Annotated in this window: 13 protein-coding genes; 8 read left to right on the top strand and 5 right to left on the bottom strand. The window is 72.7% G+C overall.

All coding sequences use genetic code 11. The features are described from left to right. Positions 1-14: 14 nt before the first annotated feature. Positions 15-1,208, bottom strand: coding sequence for an ROK family protein (locus tag QUG92_RS00485; protein WP_289457172.1), 1,194 nt, complete (start codon positions 1,206-1,208; stop codon positions 15-17). Between the two features lie 134 nt (positions 1,209-1,342). On the opposite strand from QUG92_RS00485, the gene QUG92_RS00480 reads away from it, so the two are divergent. The 6 genes from QUG92_RS00480 to QUG92_RS00455 all read left to right on the top strand — a co-directional run bounded on the left by QUG92_RS00480 (position 1,343) and on the right by QUG92_RS00455 (position 8,590). Beyond that, positions 1,343-2,641 (top strand): ABC transporter substrate-binding protein, encoded by a 1,299-nt coding sequence (locus tag QUG92_RS00480; protein ID WP_289457170.1) that lies wholly within the window; start codon positions 1,343-1,345, stop codon positions 2,639-2,641. A 10-nt stretch (positions 2,642-2,651) separates the two neighbouring features. Beyond that, the gene (locus QUG92_RS00475; RefSeq protein WP_259346045.1) at positions 2,652-3,602 is read left to right on the top strand and encodes a carbohydrate ABC transporter permease; all 951 of its coding nucleotides are present in this window, start codon (positions 2,652-2,654) and stop codon (positions 3,600-3,602) included. After that, positions 3,602-4,519 carry a carbohydrate ABC transporter permease gene (locus tag QUG92_RS00470; protein WP_069713415.1) on the top strand — a complete coding sequence of 306 codons (918 nt, stop codon included), beginning with the start codon at positions 3,602-3,604 and terminating at the stop codon, positions 4,517-4,519. The genes QUG92_RS00475 and QUG92_RS00470 overlap by 1 nt, the downstream gene beginning before the upstream one ends. Further along, the gene (locus tag QUG92_RS00465) at positions 4,480-6,222 is read left to right on the top strand and encodes a glycoside hydrolase family 13 protein (protein WP_434533028.1); all 1,743 of its coding nucleotides are present in this window, start codon (positions 4,480-4,482) and stop codon (positions 6,220-6,222) included. The genes QUG92_RS00470 and QUG92_RS00465 overlap by 40 nt, the downstream gene beginning before the upstream one ends. A 173-nt stretch (positions 6,223-6,395) precedes the next feature. Then, positions 6,396-7,367 carry an ABC transporter ATP-binding protein gene (locus QUG92_RS00460; RefSeq protein WP_289457166.1) on the top strand — a complete coding sequence of 324 codons (972 nt, stop codon included), beginning with the start codon at positions 6,396-6,398 and terminating at the stop codon, positions 7,365-7,367. After that, a complete protein-coding gene (locus tag QUG92_RS00455; protein ID WP_182045617.1) occupies positions 7,364-8,590 on the top strand; it encodes an ABC transporter permease in 1,227 nt (408 codons plus the stop codon). Before QUG92_RS00460 ends, QUG92_RS00455 begins: the two co-directional genes overlap by 4 nt. 66 nt (positions 8,591-8,656) lie before the next feature. Here QUG92_RS00455 and QUG92_RS00450 read toward each other — a convergent pair whose 3' ends face one another. Beyond that, positions 8,657-9,295, bottom strand: coding sequence for a TetR family transcriptional regulator C-terminal domain-containing protein (locus tag QUG92_RS00450; protein ID WP_289457165.1), 639 nt, complete (start codon positions 9,293-9,295; stop codon positions 8,657-8,659). Between the two features lie 68 nt (positions 9,296-9,363). Beyond that, a complete protein-coding gene (gene pnuC / locus QUG92_RS00445) occupies positions 9,364-10,029 on the bottom strand; it encodes a nicotinamide riboside transporter PnuC (protein ID WP_289457164.1) in 666 nt (221 codons plus the stop codon). Between the two features lie 116 nt (positions 10,030-10,145). On the opposite strand from pnuC, the gene QUG92_RS00440 reads away from it, so the two are divergent. Beyond that, positions 10,146-10,688, top strand: coding sequence for a hypothetical protein (locus tag QUG92_RS00440; RefSeq protein WP_289457163.1), 543 nt, complete (start codon positions 10,146-10,148; stop codon positions 10,686-10,688). A 7-nt stretch (positions 10,689-10,695) separates the two neighbouring features. On the opposite strand, the gene QUG92_RS00435 is transcribed toward QUG92_RS00440, so the two are convergent. Then, a complete protein-coding gene (locus QUG92_RS00435; protein ID WP_289457162.1) occupies positions 10,696-11,487 on the bottom strand; it encodes a TetR/AcrR family transcriptional regulator in 792 nt (263 codons plus the stop codon). 86 nt (positions 11,488-11,573) lie between these two features. On the opposite strand from QUG92_RS00435, the gene QUG92_RS00430 reads away from it, so the two are divergent. Beyond that, positions 11,574-12,437 (top strand): NmrA family NAD(P)-binding protein, encoded by an 864-nt coding sequence (locus tag QUG92_RS00430; protein WP_289457160.1) that lies wholly within the window; start codon positions 11,574-11,576, stop codon positions 12,435-12,437. A 9-nt stretch (positions 12,438-12,446) separates the two neighbouring features. Here the strand turns inward: QUG92_RS00430 and QUG92_RS00425 are convergent, their stop codons facing one another. After that, complete coding sequence (locus QUG92_RS00425; RefSeq protein ID WP_289457159.1) at positions 12,447-13,331, bottom strand: aminoglycoside phosphotransferase family protein; 885 nt, start codon at positions 13,329-13,331, stop codon at positions 12,447-12,449. Positions 13,332-13,359 lie beyond the last annotated feature (28 nt).

Below are 13,359 nucleotides of genomic sequence, written 5' to 3'. Positions count from 1 at the left end.
AGCGGGACCGACGGTCAGGTCGCCAGGACGGGGGCCTCCGCGGGCAGCGGGAACGCCAGGGGGTCCGCGCGCACCACGTCGAGCGCCCGGGCGACGGCCCCGAGCGCGACGACGTCGCCGCCGAGGCGGGAGGCCACGACCTCGGGCGTCGGGTCGAGGTCCCACGCCGCCAGGTGCTCACGGGCACGGTCGATCACGGGGCCGGCCGCATCGGCGATCGCCCCGGCGACCACGACCCGGTCGATGTCGAGCAGGCTCGCGAGCAGCACGCACACCCGGGCGAGCCGGTCGCCGAGCCCGTCCACGACCTCGAGCGCGAGCGGTTCCCCGAGTGCCGCGGCGGCGAGGACCACGGCGGCGTCCGGTTCGTCGTCCCCGCCGAGCAGGGAGTCCACGGGGACCCGTCCCTCGGCGCGGGCCTGCCGCACGAGCGTCCGCGCCGTGCGCCCGATACCGTCCGACGACGAGACGCCGTCCACCAGGTCGAGCACGCGGAGCTCCCCCGCGCCACCACGGGCGCCACGGAGCAGCGCGCCGTCCACCACCAGACCGGCACCGAAGCGCTCGCCCGACAGCAGGGCGGCGAAGGAGGCGTCGCCGGAGGACGGGCGCTCGGCGAGGGCCGCCGCGTTCGCGTCGTTCTCCACGACGACGACGCCGTGCGGCACGACCGCCGCGAAGCCGGGGTTCATGCTGTCCCAGAACCCGCCGTCGTCGGGCGACTCCCCCGCCGCGTCCACGGGCGCCGGGATGCCGAGGACCGTCGCGAGCACGCGGTCCGGGGCCACCCCGGCCGCGGCGAGCGCCGACGCCACGGTCTCCTCGACGACGCGCAGACGGACGGGCACCTCGAGTCCCGACTCGCCGAGGGACCCCTCGGCGCGGGCCAGGACGGTGCCGCGGAGATCGGCGACGAGGGCCGTCACCCGGTGCTGTCCCGCGTCGACACCGACGACGACCCCGGCGGTCTCGTCGAGCTCGGAGCGCCGGGCGGGGCGCCCCTTGCGGTACTCGCCGGCGGCTCGGGCGTCGTCGAGGTCGCGGAGCCACCCGAGCCGCACGAGCTCGGTGCACGCGGCGAGCACGGTCGAGCGGGTGAGCCCGGTGGCGTCGATCGCCTCGGACGCGGTGAACGCCCCGGTGCCGAACGCCCAGGCCAGGACCGCTTCGGCGCTGGTCGCGCGGGTGGTCTCACGGCGCTGTGGCATGCACAGACCCTAGCGCGCGAAGATTTGGTTGCGCGATTAGATTTTCTGGGTACATTTAGTCCGGCGAGCCGACACCGACGTCGGGGCGCAGACCGGAACGGCAGGGCTGCCGGGTCCGGACGGACGGAGACGACGTGCAAGCACACGCCACCACCAGGGGCACGGCCGGGGTCACCCGCCGTGGCTTCCTGCTCGGTGCGGGCGGCATCGGCGCGGGCCTGGCTCTCGCCGGGTGCGCCCCGCTCGGAGGATCGAGCAGCCGCCCCGAGACGATCACGTTCTACGTGTCGAAGCCCGAGGTCATCGGGTACTTCGACGACGTCATCGCGAAGTTCCACGACAGCCAGTCGAAGATCCGGGTCGTCCGCGACTCGACGTCGAACATGTCCGCGAACTTCGTGCGGAACCGGCCGCCGGACCTCGGGTGCCTGAACTACAACTACGCGATGGTCTCGTTCGTCGAGCACGGCGCGCTGACCGACCTCTCGGACACGCGGGAGCGGGACACGATCAACCCGGACCTCTGGCCGCTCATGCAGCAGACCGCCGACTACCCGGGGCGCACGAGCGTCCTGCCCTACTCGGTCACCGCCGCGTCCGTGATCTACGACAAGGCGCTCTTCGCGCAGCAGGGCCTCGAGGTACCGACGACCTGGAGCGCGTTCACGGACGTGTGCGAGCGGCTCGTGCGGGCCGGCATCACGCCGATGTACGGCACGTACAAGGACAACTGGACGATCGCGCAGGGCATGTTCGACTACTCGGTCGGCGGCATGCTCGACGTGCCGGCGACCTTCGCGGCGCTCGACCGCGAGGGCACCTCGGTCGGCAAGGGGTCGGGGGTGTCGTTCGAGAAGGACTTCGCCGCTCCGGTCGGCCGCATGGTGGACCTGCTGCAGTGGCACCAGGCGGGTGCGGCCAGCCGGGGCTACGGCGACGGCAACCTGGCGTTCGCGCAGGGGAAGGCCGCGATGTACCTGCAGGGCCCGTGGGCACTCGGTGAGATCGCGAAGACGAACCCGGACATGGACCTCGGCACGTTCCCGTTCCCCGCGACCGACGACCCGGCCGACAACAAGGTGCGCGTCAACGTCGACCTCGGGCTCTGGATCCCGGAGGCATCCCGGAAGCAGGAGGCCGCCCGCGAGTTCCTGTCGTTCCTGATGAGCCCGGCGGTCAGCGACGAGTACAACGCCGACAACAACGGCTTCGGGGTCCGGAAGGACTCGCCGCCGGTGTCGAACCCCGCGCTCCGCGGCATGCAGGACTCGTACGACGACGCGCGCTTCTACCTCGGCGCCTCGCAGCTCATCCCCGCCGAGATCCCGGTGGCGAACTACCTGCAGTCCATCGCCTTCGGCGGTGCGCCCGAACCGCAACTCCGCACCCTCGACGGCGACTGGGCGCGGCTCGCGCTCCGGTCGGCCGCGTAAGGAGACGACCTTGGCCACCACGACCACCCGATCGATCACGACGGCGGACCGCCGCCGACGGGGCGGAGCCGCACCGCGCCTCCAGGCCGGCAGCCGCGGACGCGGGAAGCGCGTCGACCCGCTCTTCCTCGTGTTCCTCGTCCCCACGCTCGTGCTCTTCACGCTCGCGATCACGCTCCCGGCGGTGATGGGGATCGTGCTGAGCTTCACGAACTCCGTCGGCTTCGGCGAGTTCCGGTTCACCGGGCTCACGAACTACGTCGCCGTGTTCTCCGACCCCGCGATCCTGCAGGCGTACCTGTTCACCATCGGGTTCTCGCTCGTCACCGTGCTCGTCGTGAACGCGGTCGCGTTCCTGCTGGCGATCGCGCTGACGTCGAAGATCCGCGGCAAGATCGCGCTCCGCGGGGTCTTCGTCCTGCCGATGGTGATCTCGGGCATCGTCATCGCGTACGTGTTCTCGTTCCTGTTCGCGAACTCGCTGCCGGCGTTCGCGACCGCGCTCGGCTTCGCGCCGCTCGAGCAGAGCATCCTCGCGAACCCCGACCTCGCCTGGGTCGCGATCGTCGTGGTCACGGCCTGGCAGGCGATCCCGTCGACGCTCCTCATCTACATCGCCGGGGTCCTGTCGATCCCGGGCGAGGTGTACGAGGCCTCGGCGCTCGACGGTGCGAGCTCGTGGCGGCAGCTCGTCTCGATCACCGCCCCGCTGACGGCGGGCTACATCCTCATCAACCTCGTCATCGGGTTCAAGAACTTCCTGAACTCGTACGACATCATCGTCGGCCTGACCGACGGCGGCCCGGGCACCTCGACCACCAGCGTGGCGATGAGCATCTTCAAGGGCTTCAGCGGCGGCGACTACGCGTACCAGATGGCGAACGCGACGATCTTCTTCCTGATCGCCGTCGTGATCGCCGTGATCCAGCTGCGGGCCACCCGCGGGAAGGCAGCGCTCTGATGTCCCTGCAAGCTCCCCTCCGCCCCGGCACCACCGCGACCGGCAGCGTCCGGTCCGTCGACGCCGACCGCACCGCCGGCGGCCGCGGCGCCGGCCGACGCGACCGGGCGAACTGGCCCGTCACGATCGTCCTGGCCCTCTGCGCCCTGTCGGTCCTCGTCCCGCTCTACGTCACCGTCACGATGGCGTTCAAGACGACCGCGCAGGCCGTCGACGGCAACGCGTTCTCGCTGCCCGCGCCGTTCAGCGTTGACGGCTTCGTGCAGGCCTGGGAGCTGACGGACTTCCCCCGCGCCTTCGGGGTCTCGGTGTTCATCGCCGCGATCACCGTCGTCGGCACGATCCTGCTCGCCTCGTTCACCGCCTACGCGATCGCGCGCAACTGGGAGCGCCGGCTGTTCCGCTGGTCGTTCTTCTACCTGCTCGCGGCGATGTTCCTGCCGTTCCCCGTGCTCGCCCTGTCGCAGGTGAAGCTCACCGGGCTCGCGGGGCTCGACAACCCGATCGGTGTCGCGATCCTGCACGTCATGTTCCAGCTGTCCTTCAGCGTGCTGCTCTTCACCGCGTTCCTGCGGTCGATCCCGGCCGAGCTGGAGGAGAGTGCACGCATCGACGGTGCGAGCACGGGGCAGGTGTTCTGGCGACTGGTGTTCCCGCTCCTCGCACCGATGAGCGCCACCGTCGGCATCTTCGCGTTCCTCGCCTCGTGGAACGACTTCGTGATGCCCTCGCTGATCACCTCGAACCCGGCCCTGCAGACGCTGCCGGTGCTGCAGCAGATGTTCCAGACCCAGTTCAGCAACAACTACAACGTGTCCTTCGCCTCGTACCTGATGGCGATGGCGCCGGCGATCATCGTCTACCTGGTCACCCAGCGATGGGTGATGGCCGGTGTGACCCAGGGCGCGATCAAGTGACGACCGCGAACCCGACCACCACCCACAACGAGAGGCCAGTCGTGACCGACACCGCCGTCCAGCCCGCAGCGACCACCACCGACGAGACCTGGTGGCGTCAGGCGAGCGTCTACCAGGTCTACCCGCGCTCCTTCGCGGACGCGGACGGCGACGGGATCGGCGACCTGCCCGGCGTGACCGCGCGGGTCCCCTACCTGGCGTCGCTCGGCATCGAGGCGGTCTGGCTCAGCCCCTTCTACCCGTCCGCCCTCGCCGACGGCGGCTACGACGTCGACGACTACCGCGACGTCGACCCGCGGCTCGGCACGCTCGACGACTTCGACGAGATGGTCGCCGCCCTGCACGGCGCCGGCATCCGGGTGATCGTCGACGTCGTGCCCAACCACACGAGCGACCGGCACGCGTGGTTCCGCGAGGCACTCGCGTCGCCGGCGGGCAGCCCCGCACGCGACCGGTACGTGTTCCGCGACGGCAGCGGCCCCGACGGGTCGGAGGCGCCGGCCGACTGGGTGTCGATCTTCGGCGGCCCGGCGTGGACCGCCGTCGGCGACGGCCAGTGGTACCTGCACAACTTCGCGGCGGAGCAGCCCGACCTGAACTGGGCGAACCGCGAGGTCCGCGACGACTTCCTGCACACGCTGCGGTTCTGGTCCGACCGCGGGGTCGACGGCTTCCGCATCGACGTCGCACACGGCCTGGCGAAGGACCTGCCGTCCGGGCCCCTGCCGTCGTGGGCCGAGGTCCTCGCGGCACCGAAGGACGGTCAGCACATCCTCTGGGACCGTGACGACGTGCACGAGATCTACGCCGAGTGGCGGAAGGTCTTCGACGAGTACACGCCGGCGCGCACCGCGGTGGCCGAGGCCTGGGTCGCCGCCGACCGTCGTGCGCGGTACGCCAGCGCCGAGGGGCTCGGACAGGCGTTCAACTTCGACCTGCTCGAGGCCGACTTCGACGCGCAGCAGTTCCGCACGATCATCGAGTTCAACCTCGGGCTGGCCGAGCAGTCCGGCTCGTCGACCACGTGGGTGTTCTCGAACCACGACGTCGTCCGGCACGCCACCCGGTACGCGCTCCCCGCCCGCGACGGCTCCGAGCAGAAGCAGGGCGCCGCATGGCTGCTCGCCGGCGGGTCGCAGGCCGACCTCGACCGCGCGCTCGGGCTCCGTCGTGCGCAGGCGGCGACGCTGCTCGAGCTCGCGCTGCCCGGTTCGGCCTACCTGTACCAGGGCGAGGAGCTCGGGCTGCACGAGGTGGGCGACATCCCGGACGCCGAGCGACAGGACCCGGCGTTCTTCCGCAACCCCGGCGTCGACGTGGGCCGCGACGGATGCCGCGTGCCGATCCCGTGGACGCGACAGGGGTCGTCCTTCGGGTTCGGCGAGGGTGGCTCGCACCTGCCGCAGCCGGCGTGGTTCGCAGACGTCTCGGTCGAGGCCGAGGACGCCGACCCCGACTCGACGCTGAACCTGTACCGGAAGGCGCTGGGCCTGCGCGGCCAGCTGCAGTCCGAGGAGCACCTCGAGTGGCTCGAGACCGGTCGCGACGACGTGCTCGCCTTCCGCCGGCCGAACGGCTGGACGAGCGTCACGGTGTTCGGCGACGAGCCGTACGCGCTGCCCGCCGGCGAGCTCCTGCTCGCCTCCGCGCCGGTGGCGGACGGCGCACTGTCGGGCGTGGGGACCGCCTGGTTGCGGTCCTGACGGAACGGGTCGCGTCCGGGCCCTGAGCAGCAGCCGGACGCGACCAGGAGACGGCCGGGAGGCGCGGTGCCAACAGGCACCGCGCCTCCCGTCCGCCGTGTGGTCGCGGCTGTCGCCTGCCGGGCGCGGACGGGCGGGCGGAACTCGCGGCGTCCGTCGGTAGGGTCGGCCCCATGAGCGGTGCCAGCATCAGCGTGCGGGACTTCGTGATGCGCTTCGGCGACCGCGACGTCGTCGACGGCCTGTCCTTCGACGTCGCACCGGGCGAGACGTTCGGGCTCCTCGGCAGCAACGGGTCCGGCAAGACGACCACCATCCGGGCCCTGCTCGGCATCACGACACCGACCGCCGGCTCCCTGACGATCGACGGCGCTCCGTACCGACCGGCGACCGGCGGCATCGGGTACCTGCCCGAGGAGCGCGGGCTCTACCGCAAGGAGTCCGTCATCGACGTGATGACGTACTTCGGGATGCTCCGTGGACTCCGGCGTCCCGAGGCCGTGCGGTGGAGCACCGGGTACCTCGAGCGGATCGGGCTCGCCGACCGCGCGAAGCTCCGCGTCGACAAGCTCTCCGGCGGCCAGCAGCAGAAGGTGCAGCTCGGCATCACGATCATGGACCGGCCGCGCCTGCTCATCCTCGACGAGCCGACGAAGGGCCTCGACCCGGTGAACCGCCGGCTCCTGCTCGACCTGGTCGACGAACGGAAGGCCGACGGCGCGACGGTGATCCTGGTCACGCACCACATGGACGAGGTCGAACGGCTGTGCGACCGGATCCTCCTGCTCAAGGACGGTCGAGCGGCCGCCTACGGCACCATCCCGGACGTGCAGGACGCCTTCGGCGGTGCCGTCGCCCGGGTGCTGCTCGACGGGAGCGTGCCGCCCTCGCCCCTGTACCGGCTCGCCCGGCACGAGGGCCACGTCGCCTACCTGGTCCCCCGCGCCGCGGCGGCACCGGACGGGTCGGACATCCTCGCGTCGCTCGTGACCGCCGGCGTGCACGTCACCGGGTTCGAGATGCGACGCATCCCGCTCGACGAGATCTTCGTGCAGGTGTACGGCCACGACGCCGGTGCCGACGACGCACACCCGCCGGGCCGTGCGCCGCTCGGCACCCCGGCACGGACCGGGGCCGCCGCGTGAGCCGGCTCGGGACGGTCGTCCGCTTCGAGTTCGTCCGCGCCGTCAAGAAGCCCGCGTTCTGGATCGGCACCCTCGCCCTGCCGATCGTGGTCGTCGTCGTCTCGCTGCTCGTGGGGGTCGGCCAGGCCGCCGGCACCGACTCGGTGTCGTCGAGCAGCTCGGCGACGCGGACCCCGTTCCACTACGTCGACCACTCGGGTCTCGTGTCCGCCTCGGTCGCCGCGCAGTGGGGCGGCACACCGTCCGAGGACCCCGCCGCCGATCGGGCGGCCGTCCGCGCCGGGACGCTGGAGCTGTTCGTCGAGTACCCCGCGAAGCCTTCGACGGAGCCGATCCGGCTCGACGCGGCCGACCGCGGTCTGTTCGAGAACGGCGGGTACTCCTCGCTCGCGGAGCGGGTGCTCGAGCGCAGCGTCGCGACCTCGGTGGACGACGACGAGGCCGTCGCGCTCCTCCGCGCCCCGCCGGCCACCGAGCTCACCGCCTACGCCGACGGCCGCGTGGCACCCGGCTGGCTGTCGATCGTGCCGCCGTTCCTCTACGTGGCGGCGTTCTTCGGCATCGTCATCCTGCTCGCGACGCGGATGGTGACCGTGGTCGTCGAGGAGAAGGAGAACCGGATCTCCGAGATGATCCTGACGACCGTGACGGCGGGCGACCTCATCCGCGGCAAGGTCCTCGCGATGCTGCTCGTCGGGCTCGTGCAGGTCGGCGTCGTCCTGGTACCGGGACTCGTCGTCGCCCTGGCCGCGCTGCCGTTCGTGGCGTCGCGGCTCGGTGGTCTGAGCGTCGACCCGTGGCGGATGGTCGTGGGCGCGCTCCTGCTCGTGGGCGGCGTCCTGCTGGGGTGCGGGCTCTTCGTCGCGGTGGGTGCGGCGGTGCCGTCGATCAAGGACGCCTCGACGCTGCAGTCGGCGGCGATCTTCGCGCTGATCATCCCGCTGTACGCCGCGTTCTTCGTGATGACGACGCCGTCGTCGCCGGTGGCCGCGTTCTTCACGTACTTCCCGACGTTCACCCCGATCACCGCGATGGTGCGCAACGCCGTGGGCACCCTCAGCGTGGTGGAGTCCGTGGTGTGCATCGTCGAGGTCTTCGCCACCGCGGCGGTGCTGCTCTGGTTCGCCGAGTACCTGTTCCGGCACTCCGTCGCGCAGTACGGCTCGAAGGTCACCCTGCGGCAGATCGCCGGCTGGCGCCGCGGCCGACCCGGGACGCGCTGACCGCGGGCGGCCTGATCCGGCCCGGTCGTGGCCGACCTGGTCGTGGTCGGTCGGGTCGCGGCTCCGTCAGATGCTGGCGAGCGCGGAGTCGAGGTCCCACGCCACGGGCTCCGGCGCGCGCCACCCCTGGCGCAGCGTACGGACGGCGCGGTCGAACTCGACCAGTGCGTCGAGGTACGGCCGGACGAGCATCTGCACCTGCAGCCCCTCGTGGACGGCGAGCAGCTGCGTCGCAGCCTGGTGCGTCGGGATGCCGATGTGCTCGGCACCGGATGCGACGTCCCGCTCGAGCCCCGCGGTGAGCTGCTCGACGTGCTCCTCGAACCGCTTGCGGAAGAGCTCGGCGAAGTCGCGTTCCGACGCGGCGATGGACACGACTCCGGCCAGGAGCCTCACGAGTCCCGGGTCGGCGACGTCCTCGGCGAGGGTCAGGCGGACGTGGTCGACGGTCGAGGCCGGCTCGACCGAGCGCCGGGTCCCGCGCAACTGCGTCCAGCGGTCGTAGGTCACGAGCAGCAGCGCGTCCCAGATCGGGAAGACCCGTTCGACGACCGCGGTGTCGAGCCCGGACGTCTCGGCGACGACGCTCGCGTCGACGTCGTGGTACGGGTGCAGACGGAACGCACGGATCGCGCCACGCACGATGCGTTCGGCCAGGACCGCCTCGTCGTCGTACGTCACGTCGCAGGAGTCTGCCATCTCCACAGTCCACAGGATGCGCCGTCGCGTGTCTCCACCCCGTGTGGGGGGCACGGGGACGTCCGACGGTCGGCTCAACCGACGGTGACGGGCGCCGCGGAGGGCTTCCGTCCCTGCGACATCCACACGAAGAACCCGGTCAGCGTGAAGGCACCGTAGAAGACGTACATGAGCCCGGAGGCGTAGTACCCGGCCGAGAACAGCAGCGGGACACCGACCAGGTCGACGGCGACCCAGACGAGCCAGAACTCGACCCAGCCCTTCGCCATGCCGTAGGTCGCGAGCACCGACCCGACGAAGATCCAGGCGTCGCTCCACATCGGCTCGTAGGAGCCGAGCGCGCGGAACAGCGGGGTCAGCAGGGCGGTGCCGCCCACCATGACGAGGACCATCAGCCCGCGGGTCGGCCAGGAGGCCCACCTCGGCTCGACGACGGTCGTCGCCTCGTCCGCGCGGTGCGTCCACCGGTACCAGCCGTAGACGCTGACGACGATGAACATGACCTGTCGGCCGGCCTGCCCGAGCAGGTTGACCGGGTTCGGGGTGTCGAAGAGCGCGCCCATGAAGACGGTGAAGAGCAGGGCGTTGCCGAGGATGCCGACCGGCCAGGCCCACACCCGACGACGCATCCCGCCGAGCGCGCTGAGCAGTCCGAACACGTTGCCGATCACCTCACGCCAGAGCACGGTCTGGTCGCCGATGACGAGCTGCGCGTCGAACAACCACCTGACGATGCCCATCGACCCTCCTCGTTGCCGGGCCTCGCGACGGCCCGGACACTCCAACGGTAGGACCGACCTCGGCATTCCGCGGACTCCGCGACCCCGCGTGACACCGCGGTCTAGGCTCGGGGGTCGTGACGGACGAGGGCGCGGCGGACGCGGTGCGGCGCGCACGGGACCTGCTCGCCGACGCCGGCAACCGCCTGCGCGAGGCCGCCGTCCGCGACGAGGCGCTCGGCGAGTACGTCGAGCCACGTGCCGTCCTCGGCATCCGCCGCGAGCCGACGATCCGGTCGCTCGGGCGGGTGTGGCGCGTCGGCGCCCTGCTGCTCGGCTCCTCCCCCGAGACCGCGGGGCGGGTGTGGGCGACCGGACGGATCACCCGGGTCACGGACCCCGGTCGCCAGCAGTTCGTCTCGGTGTCCGCCGAGGTGCGGCGCGCGTACCGTGCGGCGGCGGCCAAGGGGCACTTCGCCGAGGGCGACACCGTCAACCACGGCGCGGTGCCGGTCCCGCTCGACGACACGCTCGTGGGTGCCGCGGGGGTCCTCGCGGTCGTCGACGACGAGCCGGTGGTCCGCTGGTCGGCGACCGCCGGTGCCGCGGTGCCACTCGCCGACTACCTGCGCGACCGCGTCGCCCTGCTGGTCGATCCGCCGCGGGGCGCGACCGACTGACGGCCGGTCAGGCGCCGCCGTCCGACGCGTCCGCTCCCCCGTCGGTCCCGTCGACCACGCGGTCGAGCCACTCCGCGAGGACGGCCCGCTCGGCCGGCGACAGCGCGTCGAGTCCGTCGACGCCGGCGCGCAGGGTGAGTGCGGCGGTGCGCAGCGCGCGGTCCGGTCCGGCCGGCACGTCGTCCTCGGCCACCAGGACCTGCGACGCGACCGCGGCCCACGCCCGGTCGGCGAGGTCGCTGCGCCGGTCGTCCTCGGCCTCCCCGGCCTCCTCGAGGATCGCGAGCACCGTCCCGGTCCCGGCCGCGTGGACGAGCCGCACGGCGTCGGCCTCGCGCACGAGCAACCGCCCGACCGCTGCGACGCGACGCAACCGTTCCTCGAGCGCCCGCAGTCCGGCGGCGACGGCGGGTGATCCCCGGCCGCGGCGCGGGTCGCTCATGATGACGAAGAGGTCGGGGTTCGCGAGGCCGAAGGCGATCGTCGCGTCCCACCCTGAGCGGAGTGCCGCGACGGGGTCGGTCCCCTCGGCAGCGCCGTCGGCGACGAGCGCGGCCTTCTCGGCGGCGAAGACCGTCATCGCGTGCTCGGCGACGGCGTCGAGCAGGCCGTCCTTGTCGCCGAACAGCCGGTAGATCGTGGGCGCCTGCACCCCGGCGCGTACGGCGACCGCACGTGTCGTGACCGCGTCGGCCCCGTCCTCGTGGAGCAGCTCGGCCGCAGCTGCGACGATCCGCTCGCGGACGTTCCGGCGCGGGTCGGCGTCGGGTGCGGGAACGGGGGCCGAGGTCGACGACATGGACCAACGCTAACAGGGTCTTGCTATCGCCGGAATCAGCGCGTACGGTCGTCGCTGTTACCACCGCTAACAGGAACGAGCATCCAATGATCACCATCACCGGAGCGACCGGCGCCCTCAACGGCGCGACCGCCGACCACCTCCTCCGTCATCTGCCGGCCTCCGACCTGACGGTCGTCACCCGCGACCCCGCGAAGGCGGCGGGGTTCGCCGACCGCGGCGTGGCGGTCCGACCGGGCGACTACGACGACCCCGCGACGCTCCGCACCGCCTTCGCGGGCGCGGACCGGCTGCTCCTCGTGTCGTCGAACGACCCGGCGGGCGACACCGTCGCGCAGCACCGCAACGCGGTCGACGCCGCGGTGGCAGCGGGCGTCGGGCACGTCTTCTACACGAGCCACCAGGGAGCGGGTGCGGACTCACCGTTCGTCCCCGCGCGGCACCACGCGGCGACCGAGGACCTGCTCGCGGCCTCCGGCCTCCGGTGGACCTCGCTCCGGAACGGCTTCTACGCGCACAGCCTGCAGTGGCTGCTCGGTCCCTGGGCCGCGACGGGGACGGTCTCCGTGCCCGCGGACGGTCCGGTCTCGTGGACCGCGCGCGAGGACGCCGCCGAGGCCGCCGCCGCGCTCCTGCTGCAGGACGCCCCCGCCGAGGGGCCCGTGACCATCACCGCGACCGGGGCGCCGACGTTCGCCGACCTCGCCCGGCGGCTGTCCGACCGCGTCGGTGACGAGGTCGGCTTCGAGCTCGTCGACCCCGAGCGGTGGGTCGAGCGCGCCGTGGCCGCCGGCCAGGACGAACGCATGGTCCGGTTCCTGCTCGGCATGTACGAGGCGGCGGGCGCGGGGTGGTTCGCCGGCACCGACCCGACCCTCCGGGCGCTCCTCGGGCGCGAACCGCGGTCCGCGGACGACGCGCTCGACGACGTGGTCGCCGCCGCCCGGTGACCCGGAGCGTCAGTCGGCGAGCCGATCCGTGACCGCCGCACGGGCCATGGCGTCCCGACCGTCGCCGAGCGCACCACGGCTGACGGACCACAGCGCCGACTCGACGGCCCGCGCCGTGCACCAGGCCGCGATCCGTCCGACGGGCTCCCCGGTCACGTCGGCGAGCAGCGCGGTGCGCGCACGCACGGTGGCGGTCGGGTCGGCGGTCCGGAACGGGTCGTCGACCTGCGCCAGGAGCGGCCCGAGGTCGTAGGCGGGGTCACCGACCATCGGCTTCGGGTCGATGACGAGCCACGGCGAGCGCCCGGCCGCGAGGACGTTCCCCGGGTTCGCGTCGCCGTGCACCACCACGGTGCGTCGTGCACCGACGGGCAGGGCGCGGAGGAGCTCGGCGCCGCGGCGGACGAGCCCGGGGTCGAACGGCGGGGCGACGGCCCGCATCCGCTCCTCGAGCAGGTCCGCCCACCCGGCGGCCGCGTCCGTCAGGCGTTCGAAGGGGTCGGTGTCCGGCACCCCGGCCGCCCACAGGCCGCCGAGCAGCTCGGCGGCGGTCCGCAGCCGTTCGGCCGCCGGCAGGTCGACGCGATCGGACAGGCGCGTCCCCGGATCGCAGCGCTCGAGCAGGAACACGAACGGGTCGTCGGGGTCCACCGCGAGGAGCCGCACCGCGCCGTCGCCGTCCCACCGGGCGAGGGCGGCCGCCTCGTGCTCGGCCTCGCGGTGCGGGAAGGAGAGCTTGAGGACCGCGTCGCGCCCGTCGGGGGTCGTGACGGGCAGCACGTGCGAGATGCTGCCGCCGCCGAAGGGTGCGCCGACCCGCAGGTCCCACCGCGCGACGGCGTCGCGGAGCAGCCGCGGGACGGACGCCCGCCAGTCCTGCTCGGTCGGCCACATGCGGTGAGCGTACCGACGACGGGCCGCG

Origin of the sequence: Curtobacterium citri (genome assembly GCF_030362955.1) — a bacterium.
In the GTDB taxonomy this organism is placed as follows: domain Bacteria; phylum Actinomycetota; class Actinomycetes; order Actinomycetales; family Microbacteriaceae; genus Curtobacterium; species Curtobacterium citri.
The sequence above is the reverse complement of the archived record's forward strand: the minus strand, read 5'-3'. Positions and strand labels throughout refer to the sequence as shown.